At 73.4% G+C, this 24,795-nt stretch carries 22 protein-coding genes; 14 read left to right on the top strand and 8 right to left on the bottom strand.

The window, feature by feature from the left end:
• Window positions 1-19: 19 nt before the first annotated feature.
• Complete coding sequence (locus tag B072_RS0105505; protein ID WP_018528936.1) at window positions 20-3,172, bottom strand: cytochrome P450; 3,153 nt, start codon at window positions 3,170-3,172, stop codon at window positions 20-22.
• Window positions 3,173-3,338: 166 nt separating this feature from the next.
• On the opposite strand from B072_RS0105505, the gene B072_RS0105500 reads away from it, so the two are divergent.
• Window positions 3,339-4,001, top strand: coding sequence for a PAS domain-containing protein (locus B072_RS0105500; RefSeq protein WP_018528935.1), 663 nt, complete (start codon window positions 3,339-3,341; stop codon window positions 3,999-4,001).
• Here the strand turns inward: B072_RS0105500 and B072_RS0105495 are convergent.
• Entirely contained in the window at window positions 3,941-4,462 is a 522-nt protein-coding gene (locus tag B072_RS0105495) for an SRPBCC domain-containing protein (RefSeq protein WP_018528934.1), read from the bottom strand. The genes B072_RS0105500 and B072_RS0105495 overlap by 61 nt on opposite strands.
• 159 nt (window positions 4,463-4,621) lie before the next feature.
• On the opposite strand from B072_RS0105495, the gene B072_RS0105490 reads away from it, so the two are divergent.
• A complete protein-coding gene (locus B072_RS0105490) occupies window positions 4,622-5,593 on the top strand; it encodes a glutathione S-transferase family protein (RefSeq protein WP_018528933.1) in 972 nt (323 codons plus the stop codon).
• 37 nt (window positions 5,594-5,630) lie between these two features.
• On the top strand, window positions 5,631-6,782 hold the full coding sequence (locus tag B072_RS0105485; protein WP_018528932.1) for a dihydrofolate reductase family protein: 1,152 nt from the start codon (window positions 5,631-5,633) through the stop codon (window positions 6,780-6,782).
• Here the strand turns inward: B072_RS0105485 and B072_RS0105480 are convergent.
• The gene (locus B072_RS0105480) at window positions 6,763-7,647 is read right to left on the bottom strand and encodes a DMT family transporter (RefSeq protein WP_018528931.1); all 885 of its coding nucleotides are present in this window, start codon (window positions 7,645-7,647) and stop codon (window positions 6,763-6,765) included. The genes B072_RS0105485 and B072_RS0105480 overlap by 20 nt on opposite strands.
• Window positions 7,648-7,723: 76 nt before the next feature.
• Between B072_RS0105480 and B072_RS0105475 the strand changes: the two genes are divergently transcribed.
• The 4 genes from B072_RS0105475 to B072_RS0105460 all read left to right on the top strand — a co-directional run bounded on the left by B072_RS0105475 (window position 7,724) and on the right by B072_RS0105460 (window position 11,649).
• On the top strand, window positions 7,724-8,353 hold the full coding sequence (locus B072_RS0105475) for a helix-turn-helix domain-containing protein (protein ID WP_018528930.1): 630 nt from the start codon (window positions 7,724-7,726) through the stop codon (window positions 8,351-8,353).
• A complete protein-coding gene (locus B072_RS0105470) occupies window positions 8,350-8,793 on the top strand; it encodes a protein-tyrosine phosphatase family protein (protein ID WP_018528929.1) in 444 nt (147 codons plus the stop codon). Before B072_RS0105475 ends, B072_RS0105470 begins: the two co-directional genes overlap by 4 nt.
• Before the next feature lie 136 nt (window positions 8,794-8,929).
• Entirely contained in the window at window positions 8,930-10,834 is a 1,905-nt protein-coding gene (otr(A), locus tag B072_RS0105465; protein ID WP_018528928.1) for a tetracycline resistance ribosomal protection protein Otr(A), read from the top strand.
• A 167-nt stretch (window positions 10,835-11,001) separates the two neighbouring features.
• Window positions 11,002-11,649, top strand: coding sequence for a DUF4230 domain-containing protein (locus B072_RS0105460; RefSeq protein WP_043243328.1), 648 nt, complete (start codon window positions 11,002-11,004; stop codon window positions 11,647-11,649).
• A 4-nt stretch (window positions 11,650-11,653) separates the two neighbouring features.
• Here the strand turns inward: B072_RS0105460 and B072_RS0105455 are convergent, their stop codons facing one another.
• Window positions 11,654-12,454, bottom strand: a complete 801-nt coding sequence (locus B072_RS0105455; RefSeq protein WP_018528926.1) for a putative protein N(5)-glutamine methyltransferase — start codon at window positions 12,452-12,454, stop codon at window positions 11,654-11,656.
• Between the two features lie 305 nt (window positions 12,455-12,759).
• Here B072_RS0105455 and B072_RS0105450 point away from each other — a divergent pair, with 305 nt between their 5' ends.
• Window positions 12,760-13,488 (top strand): 2OG-Fe(II) oxygenase, encoded by a 729-nt coding sequence (locus tag B072_RS0105450; RefSeq protein WP_018528925.1) that lies wholly within the window; start codon window positions 12,760-12,762, stop codon window positions 13,486-13,488.
• A gap of 79 nt (window positions 13,489-13,567) precedes the next feature.
• On the opposite strand, the gene B072_RS0105445 is transcribed toward B072_RS0105450, so the two are convergent.
• The 3 genes from B072_RS0105445 to B072_RS0105435 all read right to left on the bottom strand — a co-directional run bounded on the left by B072_RS0105445 (window position 13,568) and on the right by B072_RS0105435 (window position 16,126).
• Entirely contained in the window at window positions 13,568-14,974 is a 1,407-nt protein-coding gene (locus B072_RS0105445) for an MFS transporter (RefSeq protein WP_018528924.1), read from the bottom strand.
• Window positions 14,971-15,426 (bottom strand): MarR family winged helix-turn-helix transcriptional regulator, encoded by a 456-nt coding sequence (locus B072_RS0105440; RefSeq protein WP_018528923.1) that lies wholly within the window; start codon window positions 15,424-15,426, stop codon window positions 14,971-14,973. Before B072_RS0105440 ends, B072_RS0105445 begins: the two co-directional genes overlap by 4 nt.
• A gap of 97 nt (window positions 15,427-15,523) precedes the next feature.
• Entirely contained in the window at window positions 15,524-16,126 is a 603-nt protein-coding gene (locus tag B072_RS0105435; protein WP_026245479.1) for a TetR/AcrR family transcriptional regulator, read from the bottom strand.
• Between the two features lie 141 nt (window positions 16,127-16,267).
• Here B072_RS0105435 and B072_RS42490 point away from each other — a divergent pair, with 141 nt between their 5' ends.
• The 3 genes from B072_RS42490 to B072_RS0105420 are packed head-to-tail and all read left to right on the top strand — an operon-like array spanning window position 16,268 to window position 21,428.
• Window positions 16,268-17,710, top strand: coding sequence for a cytochrome P450 (locus tag B072_RS42490; RefSeq protein WP_018528921.1), 1,443 nt, complete (start codon window positions 16,268-16,270; stop codon window positions 17,708-17,710).
• Between the two features lie 38 nt (window positions 17,711-17,748).
• Window positions 17,749-19,686 carry an ABC transporter transmembrane domain-containing protein gene (locus tag B072_RS42485; protein WP_078506297.1) on the top strand — a complete coding sequence of 646 codons (1,938 nt, stop codon included), beginning with the start codon at window positions 17,749-17,751 and terminating at the stop codon, window positions 19,684-19,686.
• Window positions 19,683-21,428: an ABC transporter ATP-binding protein gene (locus B072_RS0105420; protein WP_018528919.1), complete on the top strand. Its 1,746-nt coding sequence runs from the start codon at window positions 19,683-19,685 to the stop codon at window positions 21,426-21,428. Before B072_RS42485 ends, B072_RS0105420 begins: the two co-directional genes overlap by 4 nt.
• Before the next feature lie 24 nt (window positions 21,429-21,452).
• Here B072_RS0105420 and B072_RS0105415 read toward each other — a convergent pair whose 3' ends face one another.
• Window positions 21,453-22,196, bottom strand: coding sequence for an MgtC/SapB family protein (locus B072_RS0105415; RefSeq protein WP_018528918.1), 744 nt, complete (start codon window positions 22,194-22,196; stop codon window positions 21,453-21,455).
• 87 nt (window positions 22,197-22,283) lie between these two features.
• Here B072_RS0105415 and B072_RS0105410 point away from each other — a divergent pair, with 87 nt between their 5' ends.
• The 3 genes from B072_RS0105410 (at window position 22,284) to B072_RS0105400 (ending at window position 24,726) form a co-directional block, all read left to right on the top strand.
• Complete coding sequence (locus B072_RS0105410; protein WP_018528917.1) at window positions 22,284-22,541, top strand: hypothetical protein; 258 nt, start codon at window positions 22,284-22,286, stop codon at window positions 22,539-22,541.
• Window positions 22,542-22,647: 106 nt separating this feature from the next.
• On the top strand, window positions 22,648-23,907 hold the full coding sequence (locus B072_RS0105405) for a cytochrome P450 family protein (protein WP_018528916.1): 1,260 nt from the start codon (window positions 22,648-22,650) through the stop codon (window positions 23,905-23,907).
• A 30-nt stretch (window positions 23,908-23,937) separates the two neighbouring features.
• Window positions 23,938-24,726 (top strand): arylamine N-acetyltransferase family protein, encoded by a 789-nt coding sequence (locus B072_RS0105400; RefSeq protein ID WP_018528915.1) that lies wholly within the window; start codon window positions 23,938-23,940, stop codon window positions 24,724-24,726.
• The last annotated feature ends 69 nt before the right edge of the window (window positions 24,727-24,795 follow it).

Raw genomic sequence — 24,795 nt, 5'->3', positions numbered from 1 at the left:
CCGAACGGCCCGCCGGGGCTCAGCCTCCGTACACGTCCTCGACGTAGCGGCCCTCGGCGACCAGGCCGGCGAGCCACTGCTCGGCCGCGGCCTCGTCGGCGTCGGGCGTATGGACCCGGTACAGGTCGCGGAACGCGGCGCGCACCCCCGGCGCCATCCGGGCGCCGTCTCCGCACACGTACACCCGGGCGCCCGCACCGAGCAGCGTCCACACCTCGTCGGCCTCGGCGGCGATGCGGTGCTGCACGAACGCGTGTCCTTCGACGGGCGCGTCGCTGAAGACGGGCCGCAGCGAGATCGCTCCGGCGGCGTCGGCCGCGCGCAGTTCGTCGGCGTGCAGGAGGTCGCGGTCCGGGTGGTCGCAGCCGAAGTAGACGAGGGCGGGCGGGAGGCCGGGGTGCCGCTCGGCGACGGCGCCGCGGAACGGGGCGAGGCCCGTACCGGCCGCGATCATGATGACGGGTTCGGTCGCTTCGGGCCGGACGCGGAAGGCGTCCCGGCACGGCTGTACGCGGCCGAGGACCGTGTCACCGGGGCGCAGTCCGGCGAGGTGGGTGGAGCCGGTGCCCCGGTGGCGGCCGCGCCCGGACGCGGCGGGAACGTCGAGGACGGACACCATCAGGTCGATGTGACCGGGCTTGCCCGCGGTGGGGCTGGACGAGATCGAGTAGTGGCGCGGCCTCAACGGCGGCAGCAGGGCGCGGAGTTGGGTCCAGGTGACGGCCCCCCGCAGCGCGGGGTGGTCCTCCACGAGCTCGACGAAGGTACGCGGGTCGTCGGCCGGCAGGGCCTTGAGGGCGGCGGCCTCGGGCGGGCACGGGTTGGCGGCGGCGAGGACGGCCACGGCGTCGGGGCTCGGCCGGTGCCGCAACTCGACGTGGTGGGTGAGAAGTTCGCGGGCGGTGAGCGGACGGTCGACGGCGAGTCCGTCACGGCGCGGCCGGCCGTCGCGGACGTCGAGGAGGGCGTCCGGGTCGAGGCCGAGCGCCTGCACCGCCCGCTCCACCAGGGCGGGTTCGTGGGCCGGGAGGACGGCGAGGTGGTCGCCGGTGCGATAGGTCAGGCCGTCGGGGAGCGCGAGCCGCAGGAACCGCTTGGTGCGGGGGTGCTCCGCGGCCGTGAGGTCGTAGGACTCGGTGACGGTCAGTTCGCTGAGCCCGTGCCGGGCGGCGACGGCGTCGAGCGGCCCGCCCGCGATCTCGCGGATCTCGTACGTCGACGAGGACGCGGGTGCCGTGTCGGTGGCGTCGGGGTCGCCGTACCGTTCCAGGATCGCGGCGCGCAGTCGCGCGGTGAAGGTGCGGACGGTTCCGTTGAGGTCGCCGGAGGCGTCGGCGGCGGCACGCTCGCACAGCCGGTCGGCGCCCGCGGCGGCGAGGAGGTCGTCGATGCGGGTGGGGACGTGCTGGTAGGTGGCGGCCCAGTTGCGGTCGCCGACGCCGAGCACGGCGTACACCACGCCGTCGGCCGGCTGATCGAGGGCGGCGGCGAACTGCCGGGCGTCGTCGGTGGGTTGGCCGTTGTAGGACGCGGCGACGAGGACCACGGGCCGGTCGGTGGGCAGGGCGCCCGCGTACCGGTCGAGCGGGGCGACCTCGGTCTCGCAGCCGAGCGCGGCGGCCTCGTCGGCGAGCTGTTCGGCGAGGCCCGCGCAGGTGCCGTAGTTGCTGCCGTGGAGCAACAGGGCGCGGGTGCCGGGGCGCACCCGGACCGGCAGCCCGGTGGTGTCGGCGTCCTGTTCGGTCCGGGAGGCGGACGGTCCGGGCAGGGTGGCGTGGCGGCGGTCGGCCGCGGTGCGCGGGGCGAGGGTGAGGGTGAAGCCGTCCGGTTTCAGGGTGAGGGTCTCCTTCACCGTGAGCCGGTAGTCGGCGTGGTCGCGCAGCCGGTAGCGGTGCACCAGCATCGCGAGGAGCATGGTGGCCTCGTGGAGGGCGAACTGCCTTCCGATGCAGGCGCGTTCACCGGTGCCGAACGGTTTGAAGGCGTGTACGGAGCGGGCCGCCTCCGCCTCGGGCGTGAACCGGTTCGGGTCGAAGCGCTCGGGGTTGTCGCCCCACACGGGCTGCCGGTGCAGCATCGGCGCGAGGACGCTCACGCCCTGTCCGGCGCGCAGCGGGATGCGCCCGCCGAGCAGCGTGTCCTCCCGGGCCTGGCGGCTGAAGGCGGCAGCGGTGGGCCACAGCCGCAGCGCCTCGTTGAGGACCTGCCGGGTGTAGGTGAGGCGGCCGATCTCGTCGAAGTCGGGCTCCGGGTCGACGGTGTCGCCCCACAGCGCGTCGACCTCGCGGCGGACCAGATCGAGGACGGCCGGGTTCTTGGCGAGGTAGTACAGGGCGAACGACATGGCGCCGGACGTCGTCTCGTGTCCCGCGATCAGGAAGGTGATGACCTGATTGCGGATGTTCGCCGTGTCCAACGTGCCGCCGTCGCCCGGGTGTTCGGCGGTGAGCATGAGGCCGAGCAGGTCGTCGAAGCCCGCCGCCCCTCCCCGTATCCGCGCGGTGATGACGTCGTCGACGACCTGCGCCAGATGGTCGGCGTCGGTGCGGAACGCCGCGTCGACGGCCGCGTAGTCACCTCCGGGGACGCGCGCGAGCCGCTTCATGCTCCACTCCAGGCAGCGCACCATGGACTCGACGAAGGGATGCGGCTGCGTACTGTCGAAGGACCCGAAGTCGTAGCCGAATCCGGCGAGTCCGATGGTGTCGAGCGTCATCCGGGTCATGTCGCCCGGCACGTCGACGGGGCTGCCGTCGCGGGCCGCGCGGTCCCAGCCGTCGATGACACGCCGGGCCACGCGGTACATGACCGGGTGGTAGGTGCGCATCGAGCCGAGCGCGAAGGCGGGCATCAGGATGTCGTGGGCACGCGCCCAGTTCGGTTCGTCGTTGTAGGCGGTGAACAGGCCGTCGGCGGCGAACTCCCGCACGTTCTGCAGGGCGGGGCCGATGTGCTTGGCGAAGCGGGACTCGTCGGCGAGTTCGGTGACCAGGTCGAGGTCGGAGACGAAAAGGGCGTCGCGCCCGTGAAGTCGGCGCACCAGCGCGGGGCCGTGCTCCCGCATCAGGCCCATGACCTGTTGCAGCGGGGCCGGGCCGGGGCCGGTGGCGGAGATGTCGATGAGCGGAAGGCCGTCGGTGGGGGGCGGCGGGAGCAGCGCGTTGTGCGGCATGGTGCGACAACTGCCTTTCGCGAAATGGTGGATCGGGGCTTTCCAGCTTGCTGCCGCTCCCCCGCCGGTCGGAGCCGGCGCACTACATGATTGTGTAGCGGCCGAGGGCGATTCGGGCTTGTGCCCCGGCTCCGCCCGTGACCTGAGAACGGCGAGGAGGTCCCGGATGGACGCGGTGGTGTGGCGCAACCGCGCGATGGTGCTCTTCGACCGCATCCCGATGCCGGTCGCGGTGTGCGATCCGCACGGCGTCGTCCGCCTGGCGAACGCGGCGCTCGCCGCCGAGTGGGGCACCACGGCGGGGCGGCTCAAGGGCCGCGACATCCTGCACCTGTTTCCGCCGCAGGACGGCGCGCAGGTAGAGCGGATCGCCCAGGCCCTGAAACTGCGCCGCCGCTCGCGCTACACGGTGTCCGTGACCTGGCGGAACACACAAGGCGAGCGGCGGCAGGGCGAGTTGATCGTCGACCCGGTGAGCGACACCCCGACCGGGCTGCCGGACCTGCTGGTCATCCTGCGCACGACGGCGGAGCCCGTACCCGCCCCGGACGCCGCGGCGGAGCCGCTGCACCCGAACGAGGAGCGGATCCTCGCGCTGCTCGCCGCCGGCGCGACCACCGCGCGGGCGGCGCGCGAGATGGGCCTGACGGCCGACGGCGTCACCTATCACCTGCGGCGGCTGTCGCGGCGGTGGGGCTCGGCGAACCGCACCGAACTGGTCGCCCGCGCCTACGCGTCGGGAGTCCTCGTCCCCGGGGCGTGGCCGCCTCAGGTGAAGTCGTCGGCGCCGGGCACGGGGGCGCCGGACGGGAACCCGGCCACGATGTAGGCGTCGTACAGCTCCTTCCAGCCGGGCTCCGACGGCGTTGCCGTGCCCAGATCCGCGGCGTCGAGGGCCCGCAGGCACACCTCCCAGCCCGCCGCGTTGCGGGCCGCGGCGTCGGCGCTCTCCAGCACGTTCGTCAGCGTGAGCCGGGTGTCGCCGCCTCCCACCGGCGCCACGTCGAGGCGCATTTCGTCGCCGCCCCATGTGTAGGACAGGTGGTGCGGTGCCTCGGCGGCGAGGACGGTGCCGGTGGACTCCGGCATGTTCGGGTCGTCGAAGAAGCGGATCGTGGCGCCGGGGCGCAGCTCCTCGACCTCGAAGGTCGAGGGGAACCAGTGCGCCAGTTCGGCCGGGTCGCTCGCGTACTGCCAGACGCGCTCGGCCGGGCGGGCGTAGTCGCGGGTGAGGCGGACGGCGGGGCGGCCGTCGTCCAGGGTCAGAAAGTCGCCGGTGAGGGACGTCATGCGTACGTACACCTGCCTTCGCTTGCCGGCTGCCGTCGTGGGAACCTCTTCGAGCCTCTCACCACCCACTGACACGCGCCTGCCGCCGCAACGGCGGTACGTCCCGTGTTTCCCGGGCAGGCTCCACGGTGTCCGCATCCGGCTCCGGAGGGAGACCCCGTGAACGGCAACGCCTCGCTCGGCAAGAAGGGCTTCAAGCGGTCCCGCAGTCACTTCGCCGACCGGATCACCGCCGACGGGCGTGACGGCTGGCCGGTGGAGGCGGGCCGCTACCGGCTCGTCGTCAGCCTGGCCTGCCCGTGGGCGAGCCGTGCGCTGGTCGTGCGGCGGCTGCTCGGTCTGGAGGGCGCGCTGTCCCTCGCGGTGACCGATCCGATCCAGGACGACCGCAGCTGGCGCTTCACCCTCGATCCGGGCGGCCGCGACCCGGTGCTCGGCATCCGTTATCTCAGCGAGGCCTACGACGCCCGCGAGACGGGCTACCCGGGCGGGGTGAGCGTGCCCGCGATCGTCGACGTACCGTCCGGGAAGCTGGTCACCAACGACTACCAGCAGCTCACTCTCGACCTGGGGACGCAGTGGACGGCGCTGCACCGGGACGGGGCGCCGGACCTGTACCCGGAGCCGCTGCGCGACGAGATCGACGACGTGATGGAGGGCATCTATCAGGACGTGAACAACGGCGTGTACCGCGCCGGGTTCGCGACGAAGCAGAGCGAGTACGACGACGCGTACGCCGCGGTGTTCGGGCGGCTGGACCAGGTCTCGCGGCGCCTGGCCGAGCAGCGGTACCTGGTCGGCGACACGATCACGGAGGCCGACGTACGCCTGTTCACGACGCTGGTGCGCTTCGACGCCGTCTATCACGGCCACTTCAAGTGCAACCGGAACAAGCTCACCGAGGACCCGGTGCTGTGGGCGTACGCGCGCGATCTGTTCCAGACCCCGGGCTTCGGCGACACCGTCGACTTCGACCACATCACGCGGCACTACTACCAGGTGCACTCCGGCATCAATCCGACGCGCATCGTGCCGCTCGGCCCCGACCCCTCCGGGTGGACGGCCCCGCACGGGCGCGAGAAGCTGGGCGGCCGGCCGTTCGGCGACGGGACACCGCCATCGCCCCGATAGGGTCGGCGGGTACGCCATCCCAGGTCACGGAGTCGCCATGCCCCGCCCCCACGTGCTCCTCTCCGCCGCCGTCTCGCTCGACGGATGCCTCGACGACACGGGGCCCGAGCGGCTGCTGCTGTCCGGTGCCGAGGACTTCGACCGGGTCGACGCGGTGCGCGCGGCGAGCGACGCGATCCTCGTCGGCGCGGGAACCCTGCGCGCCGACCGGCCCCGGCTCCTGGTCAAGTCGGAGGAGCGGCGCGCCAAGCGGGTCGACGAGGGGCGGCCCGCGTATCCGCTGAAGGTGACGGTGACCGCGTCCGGTGATCTCGATCCCGGTGACCCGTTCTGGACCACGGGCGGCGAGCGCGTCGTCTACACCACGGACAAGGGCGCCGAGTTGGCCCGTCCCCGGCTGGGCGCGGCCGCCGAGGTGGTGGCGCTCGGCGATGCCGTGGACTGGGCGGCGCTCCTGGACGACCTCGGCGCGCGCGGCGTGCGGCGGCTGATGGTGGAGGGCGGGGCGCGGGTGCACACGCAGCTGCTGCAGCTGGGCCTCGCGGACGAACTGCGGCTGGCCGTCGCCCCGTTGGTGGTCGGCGAGCCGGACGCGCCGCGGCTGTTCGGGCCGGGCGCGTACCCGGGCGGGCCGCGCGGCCGGATGCGGGTCCTGGACGCGGAGCGGGTCGGTGACGTGGTCGTCACGCGGTACGCGCCGACGGTCCCCGGCAGCACGGGCGCCGCCACCGCCGCGGACCGGCACTGGCTGCGGATCGCCTGCGAGCTGGCCGCCGACTGCCCACCCTCCGAGACCGCGTTCAGCGTGGGCGCGGTGCTCGTCGCGGCCGACGGCACGGAGATCGCGCGCGGGTACTCGCGGGAGGGCGGCGACCCCGTCGTGCACGCGGAGGAGGCGGCGCTCGGCAAACTCGCCGCCGACGATCCGCGGCTGGCCACGGCCACCGTGTACAGCAGCCTGGAGCCGTGCGCCCGCCGGGCCTCGCGGCCGAAGCCGTGCGCGCGACTGATCGTGGACGCGGGGGTGCGGCGGGTGGTGACGGCCTGGCGGGAGCCGGACACCTTCGTGCCGGGCGCCGACGGGATCGGGGTCCTGGCGCAGGCCGGCGTCGTCGTCGCGGAGGTGCCGGAGCTGGCCGGTGCCGCGATGCGGCCCAACCGCCACCTGGTCACGCCCGGCACTCCGTAGCCGCCCGCAGCCGTCCGCCCCGCCGCACGACGGCCACCGCGGCGAGCCCGAGCGCGAGTCCCAGCGCGGTCCGCACGCCGAAGGGCTCGCCGAACATCAGCGCTCCCCAGACCGCGGTGACCGGCGCCATCAGGAACATCAGCGTGTTGACCCGGGTCAGCCCGTCGCGGCGCAGCACCAGCCAGTACAGGCCGTACCCGCCGAACGTCGACAGGCCGATCAGCCAGACGAGGGCCAGCCAGAACGAGGGCGCGGCGGGCGGCGCCGCGTCCCCGGCCGCGACGGCCAGCACGGTGAAGACGACGGCGCTCGTCGCGCAGTGCACGCTCAGCGCGACCATCGGCTCGACGCGCGTCGGCGAGCGGCTCTCCACGAACGTGGCCGCGACCAGCGACACCATGCCGAGGAACGGGATCCCGTACGCCCACCAGGACACCCCCGTCACGGCCGCCGCGTCGGCCGTGGTCACGACCACCACTCCGGCGAGGCCGAGGCAGAGGCCGAGCCACTGCCGGGCGGTGACGTACTGGCGCAGCAGGGGCCCGGCGAGCGCGCCCGCGACCAGCGGCTGGGTGCCGTCGATCAGTGCCGTCGTGCCGCTGGAGACGCCGAGCTGGACGGCGTAGTACACGGTCAGCAGGTAGCCGCTCTGCGAGAGCGCGCCCACGGCGATCTGCCGCGCGAGGCTCCGCCCGGTCAGCTCCCGCGCGCACCTGCGGCCCACGACGGCGAGAAGGACGAGCGCGAGCGGCAGGAACCGCCACATCAGGGTGGTCACGGCGCTCGCCTCGGCGGCGCCGAGCTTCGCCCCGATGAAGCCGGAACTCCAGGTCAGGACGAAGCCGAGGGAGAGCAGAACGTTCATGAGGTGAACCCCTGTATACCGATCTGTTTACTCGATGTCGTTGCCCCGACTATACAGATCGGTCTACTCTCGTGGTGTGCCCCCGAAGACAAAGCCCCCCGCACCGGCTCCGTCGTCCGTCGACCCGGACCGCCCCGACCTGACCCCGGCCGCCCGCCGGGTCCTGGAGACCGCGTCGCGCCTGTTCTACGAGCGCGGGATCCATGCCGTGGGGGTGGATCTCATCGCCGCGGAGGCGGGGGTCACCAAGAAGACGCTCTACGACCGGTTCGGCTCCAAGGAGCAGATCGTCGTGGACTATCTGGCCACTCGGGACGCCCGTTGGCGCGCTTTCCTCGCCCACCACCATGATCCGGCCGAACTCTCCCCCGCCGAAGGGGTGTTGGCGGTGTTCGACGCGTCGCGGGAGTGGATGGCGGCGCACAGCGGCAAGGGCTGCAGCATGGTCAACGCGCACGCGGAGATCAGCGATCCGGCGCACCCCGCGTACGCGGTCATCACCGGCCAGAAGCGGTGGATGCTGGAGCTGTTCACGCAGCGCGCGCGAGACGTGTCGCCGGACGCGGCAAGGGAATTGGGGCGCTCCCTGATGCTGCTGCACGAGGGCGCGCTCGTCTCGGACGGCCTGGACGTGTTCCCCGACGCGTTCGGGCGGGCGCGCCGGATGGCGGCGTTCCTGCTCTCGGCGGCACGGGAGGCGCGATGACCCGGGACGGCTGGGACGCAGACGCTCCGGGCGTGCTGAGGCTGCCGTCGGGACGACTGGTACGGGGACGGGGGCTGCGCGCGCCGCTGCCGCCGGGTCCGCGTCCCACGTACGGCGTCTACCTCCTGGGGAAGCAACCGCTGCCCGTGGACTGGGAGTTCACCTGGGTGCGCTGGCCGGACTTCCGGCTGCCCGCTGATCGGGACCACGCCCGCGAGGTGCTCGTCGACGCCTGGCGGCGCGGCGCGGACGAGCGGGTCGAGATGGCGTGCGCGGGCGGGCGCGGCAGGACCGGGACGGCGCTCGCGTGTCTCGCGGTCCTCGACGGGGTCCCGGCGCGCGAGGCCGTGGCGTACGTACGGCGGCACTACGACCGGCACGCGGTGGAGACGCCGTGGCAGAAGCGGTTCGTGCGCCGGTTCGCGCCGCCGGGAAAATGAGTTGCGCGTCGACCTGACCCGGTGCGCACCATAGCCGGGCCACAGTCTTCACCAGAGCAGGAGAACGGAATGCGCCGATTCCTCGAAGCAGTTCAGCGCCCCCGCCGGACGATTGTTCTCGAGGACTCGACCTTCCATGCAGACCCCGCGGCTTCGCACCACCCTGAACATCGGCATTCTCGCCCACGTCGACGCCGGTAAGACCAGCCTCACCGAGCGGCTCCTGTTCGACACGGGCGCCATCGACCGGCTCGGCAGCGTCGACGCCGGGGACACCCGCACCGACACCGGTGCCATCGAGCGGCAGCGCGGCATCACGATCCGGTCCGCCGTCGCCGCGTTCACCGTCGGCGACACCCAGGTCAACCTGATCGACACACCGGGCCACTCCGACTTCATCGCCGAGGTCGAGCGCGCCCTCGACGTGCTCGACGGAGCCGTCCTGCTGATCTCCGCGGTGGAGGGCGTGCAGGCGCAGACGCGCGTGCTGCTCAAGACGCTGCGGCGGCTCGGCCTGCCCACGCTCGTCTTCGTCAACAAGATCGACCGGGCGGGCGCGCGGGTCGGCCCGCTGCTCGACGACATCCGGCGCAGGCTCACCCCGCACGTGGTGCCCCTGGTGGATGTCCGGAACGCGGGCACTCCCCGGGCCGCCGTCACCGGGCGGGCCCTGGACGACGCGGCGGCCCAAACGCTCGCGGAGGTCGACGACGCGGTCCTGTCCGCGCTGGTCGACGGTCCGCCGCCGACCCCCGACGCGCTGCGCAGGGCACTGGCCGCACGGACGGGCGAGGGGCTGCTGCATCCCGTGCTGTTCGGGTCGGCGATCGGCGGGCAGGGCGTCCCGCAACTCCTCGACGCGGTGCGGGAGTTCCTGCCCGCCACCGGAAAGAGCGACGCGACGGCGCCGCCCGCGGGCACCGTCTTCGCGGTGCGCCGCGGAAGCGTCGGTGAGCGGATCGCGTATCTGCGGCTGTACGACGGCGAGGTGAGGGAACGCCAGAAGGTGACGTTCCGCCGGCAGGACGCCGAGGGCGGCGCCGAGCGGACGGCCGGCCGGATCACGGGCCTGCGGACCGTCGGGACCGGCGGGGATGTCGCGGGGCCCGGACAGATCGCCGAGGTGCGGGGCATCGCGGGCGTCCGGGTCGGCGACCGTATCGGCCGGTTCACCGAGGGCCGGGCCCGGTTCGCGCCGCCGACGCTGGAGTCCGTGGCCCGCGCCGTGCACCCGGGTCAGGGCGCCGCCCTGCGCGCGGCCCTGCTCGAACTCGCCGACCAGGACCCGCTGATCCACGCCCGCCCGGCCCCCGCCGGAACGACCGCGCTGCTGCTGTACGGAGAGGTGCAGAAGGAGGTCCTCGGCGCCACGCTGGCCGAGGAGTTCGGCATCGAGGCGGCGTTCGAGCCCAGCACGATCCGGTGCGTCGAGCGCCCCGTGGGCACCGGTGAGGCCGTCGAGGAGATGGGCCACCGCAGCACCACCGGTCTGCCCGCGACCGTCGGCCTGCGCATCGAACCGGCACCGCACGGCAGCGGCCGCGTCTTCTCGTACGAGACCGAACTGGGCGCACTGCCCCGGGCGTTCCACCAGGCCGTCGAGGACACCGTGCATGCCACCCTCGCCTCGGGTGATCCGCACGGCTGGCCGGTGACGGACTGTCATGTCACCCTGATCCGCTCGGGGTTCGACTCCCCCGTGAGTGTCGCGGGGGACTTCCGGACGGTCACGGCGCTCGTGGTGCGGCAGGCGCTGGAGCGGGCCGGGTCCCGGGTCTTCGAACCGGCGCACGCCTTCGAGGTGGAGGTGCCGCTCGACGCGCTGGCCCCGGTCACCGCCCGACTGGCCTCGCTGGGCGCCGAGTTCGGCGAGACGACCGGCGGCACCGCGTCCTGGCTGATCACCGGGGAGCTGACGGCGCGCAGGGTGCCGGAGATGGAGCTGGCGCTGCCTGGCCTGACGCGCGGCGAGGGAGTGTGGTGGTCACGAGTGTCGGGCGACCGCCTCGTGCGCGGTCCTGGCCCGCTGCCGCACGCCTGACCCCGCGGCCGCCGCCTGCGACAGCGCGCGAGGGACACAAGTGCGGGAAGCGCAGGCGGTGGCCACCGATACCGGGCGACGCCCCGTTCCGGACGTTCGGGGCGCCGCGGCACGCGTGATCAACGCATACGGTGGAACTAGGCCTCCATGGGAAGGAGGTCTCCCACATGAGGCCGAGGGCCGTTGCAGTTCTGCCGCGCTGGGCGAAAGCGCTGGTCGTGGTCGTCGTGGTGCTGGCGCTGCTGTTCACCGGGTTGCGCCTGATGAACCGTCTCGACGACGTGTTCGGCACCGAGACCCACGACCGGTCCGGACCCGCGCTGCTCAAATCGGTACGGGATCTGAGCCGGTACGACGCCGCGTCCGGCAACTTCCAGGTCGTGGTCGACCTGGAGAAGGACACCAAGTATCTGCCGGACGCGCTCCGCGGGACCCGGACGCTGTACATCGGGGCGGGGACCGTGGACGCGTACGTGGATCTCGGCAAGGTCGGCTCCGGTGACGTACGCGTGAACAAGGACCGCACGTCGGCGACGCTGCGCCTGCCGCACGCCCAGCTGGGCCGCCCGGCACTGGACACCGACCGCTCCTACGCCGTGTCCAAGCAGCGCGGGCTGCTCGACCGGCTGGGCGATCTCTTCTCCGACAACCCGAACGACGAGCGGGCGGTGCGCAAGCTCGCCTCGAAGCACATCGGTGATGCGGCGAAGGACAGCGGCCTCACGGACCGGGCCGAGCGCAACACCACCGACATGCTCAGCGGGCTGCTGCGCTCGCTGGGGTTCGAGAAGGTGAAGGTGTCCTACGCGACCTGACCGCTCAGGCCGGCCCGGCGTGGCGGGCGGTGCCGACGACGACCGTGGCGTAGAGCTCTTCGTCCTCGACCAGGCGCGCCGTCAGACCGGCGGCGCGCACCGCCGCCAGCGCCGCGTCGGCCTGCCGTTCGCTGGTCTCCACGAAGAGATGACCGCCGGGCGCGAGCCAGCGCGGCGCCCGCGCGGCGACCCGGCGCAGTACGTCGAGCCCGTCGGCGCCGCCGTCCAGGGCGATCAGGCGTTCGTGGTCGCGCGCTTCGGCGGGCAGCAGCGGCACGTCGCCCGTGGGCACGTACGGGCCGTTGGCGATGAGGATGTCGACCTGCCCGGCGAGTGCGGCGGGCAGCGGGTCGTAGAGGTCGCCCTCGTGGACCTCGCCGCCGAGCGGTCCGAGGTTGCGGCGGGCGCAGCGCACGGCGGCCGGGTCCAGGTCGGCGGCGTGCAGCCGGCCGGGACTGCGTGCGGCCAGGACCGCCGCGACCGCGCCGGTGCCGCAGCACAGGTCGACGACGGTGGCGCCGGGCCGGGTGCGGGCGAGTGCCTGGCGGGCGAGGAATTCGGTGCGGCGGCGCGGTACGAAGACGCCGGGGTCGACGGCGACGCGCAGCCCGCAGAACTCGGCCCAGCCGACGACGTGTTCCAGCGGGAGTCCGGCGGCGCGCCGTTCGACCATCGCGGTCAGTTCGGCTTCGTCGCGGGCGGTGTCGTACAGGACGCGCGCCTCGTCCTCGGCGAAGACGCAGCCGGCGGCGCGGAGGGCGGAGACGAGGGACGCGGGTGGAACGGGTGACGGGGATACCGACATGAGTGTGGTGTGACCTCTCGGGATGCCGATGGGGCTCCCGGTCGCCGCGCGGCGACCGACCGGCTCAGACCGAGCGGTCGTGACGCGCGACGGGAGAAGGGAGCTCCCGACCTGACACAGCGGTGATCGGGCTCACCTCCTCGTTCTCTCGTGGCGCTGTAGGGCCCGGTCACACTACCGCACGGAGCGCGACGTCCGAATTCCGCCGGAATCGCCTCGCACGGTGGGCCAGCCTGGAACGGTCACCTCTTGTCCACCGGGTCGTACACCGCTTGTACGGCCGCTGCAGCCCCGGACGGCCTCCCATGATCACCTTCTCCCCCGGCACCGCGCACGACCGCGTCGCCGCCGTCGACTGGCCCGAACTCACGGCGGAACTGGACGAGTTCGGCAGTGCCCTGTCGCCGCGGCCCGTCCTCACCGCGGCCGAGTGCCGGGCCGTGGCCGCGCTCTACGACGACGTGAACCGTTTCCGGTCGACGATCGACATGGCCCGCTACCGGTTCGGCCGGGGCCAGTACCGCTATTTCGACCACCCGCTGCCCGACCTCGTACGGGAGTTGCGCGCGGCGTTCTATCCGCGGCTGCTGCCGATCGCCCGGGAGTGGGCGCGGCGGCTGAACCGCCCGGCGCCCTGGCCGGACACCTTCGACGCGTGGCTGGAGCGCTGCCGCGCGGCGGGCCAGACCCGCCCGACGCCGATCCTGTTGCGCTACGGGCCCGGCGACTGGAACGCCCTGCACCGGGACCTGTACGGCGAGTTGGTGTTCCCGCTGCAGGTGGTGATCGGTCTGGACGAGCCGGGCACGGACTATTCCGGCGGTGAGTTCCTGATGACGGAGCAGCGGCCGCGTGCCCAGTCGCGCGGGCATGCCACGGCCCTGCTCCAAGGGCACGCACTGGTCTTCACCACCCGCGACCGGCCGGTGCGTTCGGTGCGCGGCTGGTCGAACGGCCCCATGCGGCACGGGGTGAGCACGGTCCGCTCCGGCCGCAGGCACACGCTGGGTCTCGTCCTCCACGACGCGGAGTGAGGCTCGGGCAGCGGCGCCGGCCACCGGCCCGCACACGAAGGGAGTCGGGACATGGACGTGTCTTCCCGGGGCCCTGAGCTCAGCGCCTGCGCAGGGCCGGGTCCGTCACGGTGAGGGCGACGAGCAGCACGCCGAGGACGACCGAGGCCGTCGCCATCAGGTGCAGTCCCGCGTCGTCGGCGCTCTGCCCGTAGGCGAGGGCGATCAGGCTGGACGCGGTGATGGCGCCGATGTACTGGGCGGTGCGCTGCAGGCCCGCCGCGGCGCCGATGTCGGCGGCCGGCGCGTACTCCTGCACGGCCGCCTGGTTGCTGGTCCCGATGAGGCCCTGCGGGATGCCGAAGCAGGCGCCCGCGAGCAGCAGCACGCCGAGCGGCGTGGAGCCGGACACCAGCGTGAGCAGTCCCGCGCCCGCGGTCAGCAGGACGCAGGCGACGGTGAGCGGGGCACGGATGCCCTTGGTGCGGGCGCCGATCAGCGAGCAGGCGAGGGCCGCGAGCGACATCGGGAGCATGAGCAGCCCGGTGTGTCCGGAGGAGTAGCCGCGGCCCTCCTCCAGCCACTGGGTGAAGCCGTACATGACGCAGTAGATGAGCAGGTAGCTCACGCCGTGGCGCAGATAGGTGCGGGCGAGGGGGCCGTTCCCGGCGAGCATCCGTACGTCGATGAAGGGGGTCCGGCAGCGCAGTTGCCACCACAGCAGAGCGGCCGTGAGCACGGCGAACGGGGCGAGCAGCCACCACATGGGGTGGGACAGGTCGAGGAGGAAGAAGACCAGGACGGTCAGGGCCGTGGAGAACAGGCCGATGCCGAGCGGGTCGAGGGCCAGTCGGGGCGCCGGTTCGGTGGCCGTGCCGCGCGGCGGGTCGGCCGGGATCCACAGCACGGCGCAGACGAACGCGATCACGGAGACCGGCACGTTGACCGCGAAGATGCCGCGCCAGCCGACGACCGTGACGAGCAGCCCGCCGAGTGTGGGGCCGACGGCGGCGCTGCCGAGCGCCGCGAAGGAGAGCCGGGCCATGACCGGCCGCGGCGGGCGGCGTCCGACGCGGCGGCCCTCGTCACGCAGGACCGCCATAGCGGCGGGGTAGGCGGCCGAGGTGCCGATGCCGAGCAGCAGCCGGGAGACGATCAGCCAGCCGAAGGCGGGGGCGAACACGCCGACGAGCCCGGAGGCGCAGACCACGACGAGGCCCGCGAGGAACACCCGGCGCGGCCCGTAGGCGTCGGCGAGCTTGCCGAGGACGGGCTGGGCCACGGCGCTGGCGAGGTAGAGGACGGAGATCAGCCAGGCCGTGTCGGCGGCGCCCACCCCGAAGTGGTGCCCGATCGCCACCAGGGCGGTGGAGATCATCGTGGTGTTGAGCGGGTTGAGCACGGAGCCCAGCAGGAGCGGGGCCGTGAGCTTGGCGCGGAAGCCGGTGACGGCGGGGGCCGTCGGTGCGGCGACGGACGCCGCTATGCCGCCCGCGTCACCGCTCACTGCTCCACCAGCCGTTCGAGCAGCACGGTCGCCTCGGCGAGCAGGCGGCGCTCGGCCGGGTCGAGCCCGGCGTCGAGGGCCTGGGCGAGCCAGCCGTGCTTGGCGGCACGGACGGCGTCGAGGGTGGTGCGGCCGCTGTCGGTGATCGACATGACGGACTGCCGTCCGTCGTTCGGGTCCGGGGTGCGGGCGACGAAGCCGCGCTCCTCCAGGGCCGCGAGGGTGAGCCGCATCGACTGCGGCTTCACGTACTCGGACCGGGCGAGCGCCGCCGTGGTGGCCGGGCCCTCCGTGCCGAGCCGAGCGAGCACGGTGCGCTGGGTAGGTGTGAGCAGGCTGTCCGGTGACGCGGTGCGCAGCCGCCGCGAGAGCCGCCCGACGACGGTCGCGAGGTCGGCGGCGATCCGCTCGGTGGGCGGCTCGGCGGCCGCGGGTCCCTGCGTTCCTGACATGCCTGACATGAGGACACCGTAAGAGTTAGACAGGCAGCCTTGCAAGTTTTCCTTACGATCCCTTGATCGCGCGGGCGACAGAGGGCTCGGACACGACCTAGCCGGACAGCGCCCCGAGCAGTGCCCGCGCGCACAGGTCCCGCACCTGCTCGCGGGGCAGCTCCGGCTCGTCGAGCCAGTCCAGGCAGACGGCGACGAGGAAGGCGAGCCAGCCGCGCACGGCGAGGCGCAGCGCCGCCGGTTCCGGGAGGCGCTTGGTGATCTCGGGGTCGGCGGCGAGAGCGGCGAGGATCTGCTGCTCCTGCGCGGCGAGTCCTTCCCGGTAGACGGTCCGCACGGCGGGATCACCCGCGGACTCGGCACGGTGGAAGGCGCGGAAGCCCTCGGCGTGCGCGGCGACGTAGCCGAGGAAGGTGTCGAGTCCGGCGCCGAGTTGCTCGCGCACCGGGATGCCGGGGACGGCGGCGGTGAGCCGCAGCATCCGCTCGCTCTCGCGCCGCACGACCGCCGCGAAGAAGTCCCGTTTGTTCGGAAAGTAGTGGTAGAGGAGTCCACGGGAGACGCCCGCGATCTCGGCCACCCGCTCGATCCACACGTCGTCGTAGGGACTCTGCGCGAACAACTTGGCTCCCACGGACAGGAGTTGCTCCCTGCGCTGCTCCGTGCTGAGCCTGCGCCTGGTCGTCCGCTCTGCCGTCATGGCCGCACCCTACTGGACGGACAGCGCCTTACTTGACGTGAGTTCAATAACAGCCGCACACTGAGGCGCATTATTGAATCCACGTCTAACAAGGTGTCTCCGGCGCCCCAATCCGCCGGTGGCGCAGGGGAGATGGGCTCGATGGCTCAGATGACACAGTCGGCCGACGCCACGCTGCCGCGCGGGTTTCGCAGTGCCGAGCAGGGCTGGCCGCGCCTGGACCGGATCCCGCACCCGCCGCGCCGGGTGCCGCTGATCGGTGACGTCGTCGGCGCCAATGTCCGTACGCCGTTGCAGGACTCCATGCGGATCGCCGCCGACCTGGGACCGATCTTCCGGCGCAAGGGGTTCGGCAAGGAGATCGTGTTCGTGTGGGGCGCAGACCTCGCGGCGGAGCTGGCGGACGAGTCCCGGTTCGCCAAGCATGTCGGGCTCGGGGTCGCCAATCTGCGTCCGGTCGCGGGGGACGGACTGTTCACGGCGTACAACCACGAGCCGAACTGGCAGCTGGCGCACGACATTCTGGCGCCCGGGTTCAGCCGCGAGGCGATGGAGGGCTACCACCCGCTGATGCTCGACGTGGCCGGGCAGCTGATGGCCGCGTGGGACACGAGCGAGGCCGCCGGGCGGTCGGTGGACGTGCCCGGCGACATGACGAAGCTGACCCTGGAGACCATCGCGCGGACCGGGTTCGGGCACGACTTCGGGTCGTTCGAGCGTGAGCGGCTGCATCCGTTCGTGACGGCGATGGTGGGCGCGCTGTCCTTCGCGCAGCGCCGCAACGTGGTGCCGCCGCTGCTGTCGTCCCTGCTGCGCGGCGCGGAGAAGCGCAACGCGGCGGACCGCGCCTATCTGAACCGCACCGTCGACGACGTGATCGCCGCGCGGCGGGCGTCCGGCGGCGGGCCCGGCGACCTGCTGGACCGGATGCTGGAGGTGGCGCACCCGGAGACGGGCGAGCGGCTCGCGCCCGAGAACATCCGGCGCCAGGTCATCACGTTCCTGGTGGCCGGGCACGAGACGACGTCCGGCGCGCTCTCCTTCGCCCTGCACTACCTCGCGCAGAACCCCGACGTCCTGGCCACGGCGCAGGAGGAGGTCGACCGGGTCTGGGGCGACGCCCCGGTTCCGGCGTACCAGCAGGTCGCGAAGCTCCGGTATCTGCGGCGGGTGCTGGACGAGTCGCTGCGGCTGTGGCCGACGGCTCCCGCGTTCGCGCGCGAGGCGATCACCGACACGACGCTCGGCGGGACGCACCCGATGCGGCGCGGCGCGTGGGCCCTGGTCCTGACGACGATGCTGCACCGCGATCCGGCGGCGTGGGGCGAGAACCCGGAGACCTTCGACCCGGACCGGTTCGCGCCGCAGGCGGTGCGGGCCCGTCCGGCGCATGTCTTCAAGCCGTTCGGGACGGGTGCGCGGGCCTGCATCGGGCGGCAGTTCGCCCTGCACGAGGCCACGCTGGTGCTGGGTCTGCTGCTGCGCCGCTACGACCTGCGGCCCGAGCCGGGCTACCGGCTGAAGGTGGCGGAGCGGCTGACGCTCATGCCGGACGGCCTGCGGCTGCACCTGACCCGTAGGTGATCTTCCGTGGCTCTCCCCGTGCCTCGTAGGGTGCGGAGATGAGTGACAGCACCACGCGGTTGCCCGGGGGTGAACCCGGCATGCCCGACCTGCGCGGCCCGATGCGCTTCATCTGGTGGCTGATGGCGCGTCAACGCGGGCGCGTGCTGTCCGGTGCGTTGTTCGGCAGCGCGTGGATGGTGGGGCTCACGCTGCCCCCGTACGTCCTCTCGCGCACGATCGACGACGGGCTGGAGGCCGGCAGTTCCGGCGCCCTGTACGGCTGGTGCGGTGTGCTGCTGGCCGTGGGCGCGGTCAACGCCTGGCTGGCGATCATGCGGCACCGCACGATGACGCGGGTGCGGCTCGACGCGACGTACCGCACGACCCGGCTCCTGGCGCGGCACGCCACGCGGCTGGGGGCGGTGCTCGCGCGCCGGGTCGCCGCCGGGGAGGTCGTCACCATCGCCGTCGGTGACGTCCGGCTCATCAGCCAGACCCTGACGATGGCGGGGCCCGGCGTGGGTGCGGTCGTCGCGTACGTCGTCGTGGCCGGGCTGCTGCTGTCGATCTCGGGGCTCCTCGCGGCCGTGATCCTGCTCGGCGTGCCGCTGCTCGCGGTCTGTCTGGGGCCACTGCTGACCCGGCTGCAGGGCGTCGAGTCCGGCTACCGCGATCAGCAGGGCGCGCTCGCGGCGCGGCTCGCCGATCTCGTCGGCGGGCTCGGGGTGCTGGCCGGGCTCGGCGGCAAGGACGTCCATGCGCGGCGCCTGCGGCAGGACACGGCGCGGCTGCGCGACGAGGGGTACCGGGTCGCCGGGGTGATGAGCTGGATCCAGGCCCTCGCGATCGGCCTTCCGGCACTCTTCCTGGCCTGCGTCACCTGGCTCGCCGCGCGGATGGCCGCGCAGGGCGACCTGTCCGTGGGCGACCTGGTCGCCGTGTACGGGTACGTGGCGATGCTGGTGATCCCGGTGCAGGCCTTCATCGAGGGCGGCTACGACCTGGGGCGCGGGCTCGTCGCCGCGCGGCGCGTGCTGCGCTTCCTGACGCTCGCGCCGGAGGACGACGGGCACCGCTCCCCCGTGCCCGGGCCGCCGCGGGACGCGGTGCTGCACGACCCGGTGTCCGGGGTGTCGGTGGAGCCGGGCCGGTTCACGGCGGTGGTCTCGGCGGAACCCGGGGCCGCGGCCGCCGTGCTCGACCGGCTCGGGCGCTTCTCCCCCTCGGCCGCGACGTGGGGCGACCTGCCCCTGGACGCCGTGGCGCTGAGCGAGGTACGGGAGCGCGTCCTGCTCGCCGATCACGAGGCGGGCCTGTTCGCGGGCACCGTCCGCCGAGCCGTCGCGGGCCGGTACGCGCCGGACGAGGCGGCGGTGACGCGGGCGCTGCACGACGCGGCGGCCGACGACGTGATCGCGGGCCTGCCCGGCGGCGCCGACGCCGAACTCCTCGCGCAGGCCCGCAATCTCTCGGGTGGCCAGCGCCAACGGGTGCGCCTGGCCCGGGCGCTGCTCGCCGACCCGGAGATCCTCCTGGCCGTGGAGCCCACCTCCGCCCTGGACGCCCACACGGAGGCCCGTGCCGCCGACCGGCTGCGCACGGCCCGGCACGGCCGCACCACCCTGGTGACGGGGACGTCCCCGCTGCTCCTGGACCGGGCCGATGTCGTCTACTTCCTGACCGACGGAACGGCCCGCGCGGTCGGCCGCCACCGGGAACTCCTCGCGCGGAACGCTGAGTACCGGGCCCTGGTGGCACGCGGAGTGGACGAGCCGGCGGGGCCCGACGGTGCGGGTGGGGTGGCGGCGTCCGACGGTGCGGGTGGGGTGGCGGCGTCCGACGGTGCGGGTGGGGTGGCGGCGTCCGACGGCGCCGAGAGGGCGGCCTCCCCCGACGGCGCGGCCTCCCCCGGCCCGGACACCCGCGCGCCCGGCGCCCCCGTCGACACCGGCCCGCTCGACACCGCCCCACCCGTCACCGGAGACCTCGCTTGAGCGCGCCCGCGTCCTCCCTTCCCGTCGCCGACCGGCCCACCGTGCGGCGCGCCGCCCTCGCGCTGATCCGCGCGGACCGGCGGGCCTTCGCGGGGACGGTCGTGCTCAACTGCTGTGCCGCGGCCGCCGGGACCGTGGGGCCCTGGTTGCTGGGGCGCATCGTCGACGACGTGCGCGGCGGGACCACGGTCGGGCACGTCGACCGGGCGGCGCTGGTGATCCTGTGCTTCGCCGTGGTCCAGCTGCTGTGCGCGCGCTGGGCCCGCCTGGTGGGGCACCGGTTCGGGGAACGGGCCGCGGCCCGGGTACGGGACCGGTTCGTGGACCGGGCGCTGTCCCTGCCCGCCTCGGTGGTGGACCGCGCCGGTCCCGGCGACCTCACCAACCGGGGCACCAACGACATCGGCTCGGTCGCGACGACGCTGCGCGACGCGGGCCCGGACGTGTTCGTGTCGCTGGCCCAGGCGTTGTTCCTGATCGGGGCGGTATGCCTGGTGGCACCGCTGCTCGGCGCGGTCGCGCTGCTCGGGCTGGCCGCCGTCCCGGTGGTGGTCCGCTGGTATCTGCGCCGGGCCCGCACCGCGTACCTCGAACAGGGTGAGGCGGAGTCCCACCTGGCGGAACAGTTCGCGGCGACGGCGACGCAGGCACGGACCGTCGAGGCGTTCGGCCTGCAGCGGCAGCGGATCGCCGCGTCCGAGGAGGCGATCCGGCACAGTTACGGCGCCCGGATGCGCACGCTGTTCCTGCGCACGGTGCTGTTCCCGACGGTGGACTTCTCGTACGCCGTTCCCGTCGTCGGCGTCGTCCTGGTGGGCGGCACCCTGCACACGCACGGACTGCTCTCCCTGGGCGCGGTCGTCACCTGCGCCCTGTACCTGCGCCAGTTGTCGGGGCCGCTGGACACGATCCTGTTCTGGGTGGAGCAACTCCAGAGCAGCGGGGCCTCGTTCGCCCGTGTGGAGGGCATCGGCGACGTCGCGCGGACGGCGTGCGCCGGCACGGACACGCCCGTCGGCGACGCCGTCGAGCTGCGCGGCGTGCACTACGCGTACGACGGCGGCGATGTCGTGCGCGGTGTCGAGCTGACCGTGCGGCCCGGTGAACGGCTCGCGTTGGTCGGCCCGTCGGGCGCGGGCAAGACCACGCTGAGCAAGCTGATCGCGGGCGTCGACGCGCCGCGCGCCGGCAGCGTGACCGTCGGCGGCGTCCCCGTGACCTCGCTCGTGCCCGAGGAGCTGCGCCGGCACATCGTCCTCGTCACGCAGGAGCACCACGTCTTCCTCGGGTCGGTCCGCGACAACCTGCGGATCGCGGCGCCGGACGCGGACGACGACCGGCTGCGGGCCGCGCTGGACGCGGTCGGAGCGCGCTGGGTGGACGCGCTGCCGGACGGGCTCGACACCGAGCTCGGCGCGGGCGGCCTGCGCCCGGACGGACCCCAGGCCCAGCAACTCGCCCTCGCCCGCGTGGTGCTGGCCGACCCGCACACCGTCGTCCTGGACGAGGCGACGGCGCTGCTCGATCCGGCCACCGCCCGGCACACCGAGCGCGCCCTGGCCGCGGTGCTGCGCGGCCGTACCGTGATCGCGGTCGCCCACCGGCTGCACACGGCGCACGACGCCGACCGGGTCGCCGTGATGGAGGACGGCCGGCTCACCGAACTCGGCCCGCACGAGGAGCTGGTGGCGGCCGACGGGGCGTACGCGGCGCTGTGGCGCTCGTGGCACGGCACGCCGTGAGCGCCGACCGGCGCCCGCCGGTCCCTACTCCTCGGAGGCCGACTCCAGCGACGCCACGTCGAGCACGCCGTCCAACTCGGCCAGCACGGCGACGAGTTGGGGCACCTCCGCGGCGCCCTCGATCTCCATCCTTACGGCGATGGTGCCGCGCCGCCCCGACGCCGCGTCCCAGTCGGTGCGGTCGGTGCGCACTTCGAGAACGCGGAAGCCGCGGCTCGTGCACTCCTCCAGGACACGGGTCAGCACACTGCTGCCGACCACGTACGCGAGATGCAGGCCTGTGCGCCGTTCCGTGGCCAGGGCGGGGATCCGGCGGCTGACCCAGGGATAGCCGCGCACGACAAGGAAGTGACAGGCGGTCGCGGCGATCGCGAGCAGGGGCAGTCCGCCGCCGCAGGCCATGCCTATGGCGCAGGTGAGCCAGACGGTCGCGGCGGTGGTGAGACCGCGTACGGCGTCTCTTCTTACGAAGATGAGCCCGCCGCCGATGAACCCGATGCCGGAGACGATCTGCGCCGCGACGCGTGACGGGTCAAGCGCGACACCGTCCACGCCCAGCAGGGAGTTGAATCCGTGCTGGGAGACTTCCATGAACAGGGCGCTGCCCACCCCGACGAGCGTGTGTGTGCGTAGTCCCGCGCTCTTCTGCTGGACCGCGCGCTCGGCTCCGATCAGCGTCGACAGCACCAGGGCGAGCCCCAACTCGGCGAACTGCCGGGCGCCTTGGCCTGCCGCCGGATCGAACAGCGGCAGTGCGTGCGATGACAAGGGTGCGTCCCTCCTTACGTGTTCCCCACGAGCCTAGTCCCGCCCCATTGGCGGGGGATTGTCAGACCCGTGCGCGAGAGTGGAGCCATGTATGGAACCAGGAGCACCGGCAAGCAGGGTCAGCAGGCGAAGAACCACGAGTTGGCGGCGGCGCAGGCCTGCCTGCGGCTGTTGCACACGGCGCGCGCCGCGCTGTCGGGCACGGAACCGCCGTCCACGGCGTCCGTCCTCGCCGTGCCCATCGCGGAGGCGGACGAAGCGCTGCGCAGGGCGGGCCTCGCGGGCAACGAGGAGTGGCTCCTGGATCGCATCTACGACCTGGGACCGAAGCCCGAATCGCCGTAGGATCGCGGGTGCCGCCGCGCTCGGGGGGAGTCGACGGGCCGGGCTCGGCCGGGCGGTCCCCCGGGCGCGTCAACCGACCCGTCAGGAGACCTCGTTGACCCGTGCCATGGACGCCTCGACCGACGGTCCCGCCGCCCTGCCCCACCGCATCGATCCCGCGGGTGGCTGCCCGCACGCGCTCAACGCGCGGTTGATGGCGCGCGGCGCGGTCGCGCCCGTGCTGCTGCCGGGTGACGTGCCGGGCGCGGTCGTGCTCGGTCACGACGCCCTCAGGGAGTTCCTGTCGCACCCCGACGTCGCCAAGGACGCCCGGCACTTCACGGCGCTGGCGGAAGGGCGCATACCTGAGGGCTGGCCGCTGCGCACGTTCGCGACGGTTCCCGGGATGACGACGGCGGACGGGGACGACCATCGCCGGTTGCGCTCCCTGGTGAGCCGGGCGTTCACCGCACGCCGGGTGGAGCAGCTGCGGCCCCGCGTCGAGGAGTTGGTCGACGGTCTGCTCGACGCGGTCGCGGACGCGGCGGCCGCCGACGGTGTCGTCGAGCTGCGCCGGCATTTCGCGCTGCCGCTGCCGATGAGCGTCATCTGTGAACTGTTCGGTGTGGACACCGAGTTCAGGGACCGGCTGCACCATCTGTCGAGCCAGGTCGTCGCCACGGACACGACCCCCGAGGAGTCGGTCGCGGCCAACCAGGAGATGGTGGCGGTCCTCGCGCGTATCGTCGCGGCACGCACCCGGGAGCCGGGCGACGACCTCACCTCGGCGCTGCTCGCGGCCCGCGCGGAGGACGGTGACCGGCTGAGCCCCGAGGAGCTGATCGGCACACTGCTCCTGTTCGTGGTGGCCGGGCACGAGACGACGCTGAACCTGATCACGAACGCGGTGCGTGCGCTGTGCGGACACCGCGAGCAGCTCGACCTGGTGCGCGAGGGCGCGGCCACGTGGTCGGACGTCGTGGAGGAGACGCTGCGCTGGGACAGCCCGGTGAGCTACTTCCCGTTCCGCTATCCCACCCGGGACCTCACCGTCGACGGCACGGTGATCCCCCGCGGCACGCCGGTGCTCGCCGGATATTCGGGGGCCGGACGGGACGTGGACGCACATGGCGCGGACGCCGCCCGCTTCGACGTCACCCGTCCGGCGAAGGGCCGCCATCTCTCCCTCGGGCACGGCGCGCACTACTGCCTGGGCGCGCCGCTCGCCCGGCTGGAGGCGACCGTGGCCCTGGAGCGGCTGTTCGCCCGGTTCCCCGCTCTCGACCTCGCGGTGCCGGACGACGAACTGCCCGCGCACTCCGGGTTCGTCGGCAACAGCGTGCGCCGGTTGCCGGTCAGGCCCGGCCCGAGCACACGTGATCAGTGACCGCTCTTGCTGATCGGTGACACTTGCTCCATGGATCAGACCCGTATCGACGCCTATCTCCACCGCATCGGGGCCGAGCGCCCCACAGCCCCGACCGCCGAGGCGCTGCGCGCGCTGCACCTGGCGCATCTGCGGTCGGTGCCGTTCGAGAACCTCGCCCTGCATCTGGGCGAGGACGTGGTGCTGGAGTCGGACGCGCTGGTCGCGAAGGTGGTCGACCGCCGCCGCGGCGGTTTCTGCTACGAACTGAACGGCGCGTTCGCCGCGCTCCTCGGCTCCCTCGGCTTCGAGGTGACGCTGTTGCAGGCACGCGTGGTGGGCAAGGACGGCCGTCCCGGCATCCCGTACGACCACATGGCGCTGCGGGTGCGCACGGCCGACGGCGGGGACCTGCTCGCGGACATCGGTTTCGGCGCGTTCTGCCACCTCCCCCTCGTGTACGACGAGCGGGGCGACCAGCGGGACCCGGGCGGAGTCTTCCGGATCGAGGACGCCGCGCACGGCGACCTGCTGGTCGTGCAGGACGGGAAGCCCCAGTACCTGCTCGACCAGCGCCCGCGCGAGCTCCGGGACTTCGAGGCCGGCGCCTGGTACCACCGCACCTCGCCCGCCTCGCACTTCACCCGGTCCCTGGTCTGCTCCCGACTGACCGAGGACGGCCGGATCACCCTCAGCGGTCATACGCTCACGACGACCGTCGACGGGCGGCGCACCGACCGCGAGCTCGGCACCGATGCCGCCGTGCTCGACGCCTATGGCCGGCACTTCGGCATCGCGCTCGACCTGCTGCCGTCGGAACCGAAATCCGCCGAAGGCTGACCCCGGCCGCTACCCCCTGGTTATGCTGCGGCCCAAGCGCGAAACGTTCAGTGAAGCGCTCAAACGAAC

This window comes from Streptomyces sp. HmicA12, assembly GCF_000373565.1.
Lineage (GTDB): Bacteria > Actinomycetota > Actinomycetes > Streptomycetales > Streptomycetaceae > Streptomyces.
Note: the sequence above shows the minus strand (reverse complement) of the source record. Positions and strands in the feature narration are given on the sequence as shown.

Coding starts and splice junctions, on each gene's coding strand:
- B072_RS0105450 (WP_018528925.1), top strand. CDS start 12,760: ATGATCACCTTCTCCCCCGGCACCGCGCACGACCGCGTCGCCGCCGTC.
- B072_RS0105480 (WP_018528931.1), bottom strand. CDS start 7,647: ATGAACGTTCTGCTCTCCCTCGGCTTCGTCCTGACCTGGAGTTCCGGC.
- B072_RS0105500 (WP_018528935.1), top strand. CDS start 3,339: ATGGACGCGGTGGTGTGGCGCAACCGCGCGATGGTGCTCTTCGACCGC.
- B072_RS42485 (WP_078506297.1), top strand. CDS start 17,749: ATGAGTGACAGCACCACGCGGTTGCCCGGGGGTGAACCCGGCATGCCC.
- B072_RS0105485 (WP_018528932.1), top strand. CDS start 5,631: ATGCCCCGCCCCCACGTGCTCCTCTCCGCCGCCGTCTCGCTCGACGGA.
- B072_RS0105400 (WP_018528915.1), top strand. CDS start 23,938: ATGGATCAGACCCGTATCGACGCCTATCTCCACCGCATCGGGGCCGAG.
- B072_RS0105440 (WP_018528923.1), bottom strand. CDS start 15,426: ATGTCAGGAACGCAGGGACCCGCGGCCGCCGAGCCGCCCACCGAGCGG.
- B072_RS0105405 (WP_018528916.1), top strand. CDS start 22,648: ATGGACGCCTCGACCGACGGTCCCGCCGCCCTGCCCCACCGCATCGAT.
- B072_RS0105470 (WP_018528929.1), top strand. CDS start 8,350: ATGACCCGGGACGGCTGGGACGCAGACGCTCCGGGCGTGCTGAGGCTG.
- B072_RS0105495 (WP_018528934.1), bottom strand. CDS start 4,462: ATGACGTCCCTCACCGGCGACTTTCTGACCCTGGACGACGGCCGCCCC.
- B072_RS0105505 (WP_018528936.1), bottom strand. CDS start 3,172: ATGCCGCACAACGCGCTGCTCCCGCCGCCCCCCACCGACGGCCTTCCG.
- B072_RS0105460 (WP_043243328.1), top strand. CDS start 11,002: ATGAGGCCGAGGGCCGTTGCAGTTCTGCCGCGCTGGGCGAAAGCGCTG.
- B072_RS0105455 (WP_018528926.1), bottom strand. CDS start 12,454: ATGTCGGTATCCCCGTCACCCGTTCCACCCGCGTCCCTCGTCTCCGCC.
- B072_RS0105410 (WP_018528917.1), top strand. CDS start 22,284: ATGTATGGAACCAGGAGCACCGGCAAGCAGGGTCAGCAGGCGAAGAAC.
- B072_RS0105435 (WP_026245479.1), bottom strand. CDS start 16,126: ATGACGGCAGAGCGGACGACCAGGCGCAGGCTCAGCACGGAGCAGCGC.
- B072_RS42490 (WP_018528921.1), top strand. CDS start 16,268: ATGGCTCAGATGACACAGTCGGCCGACGCCACGCTGCCGCGCGGGTTT.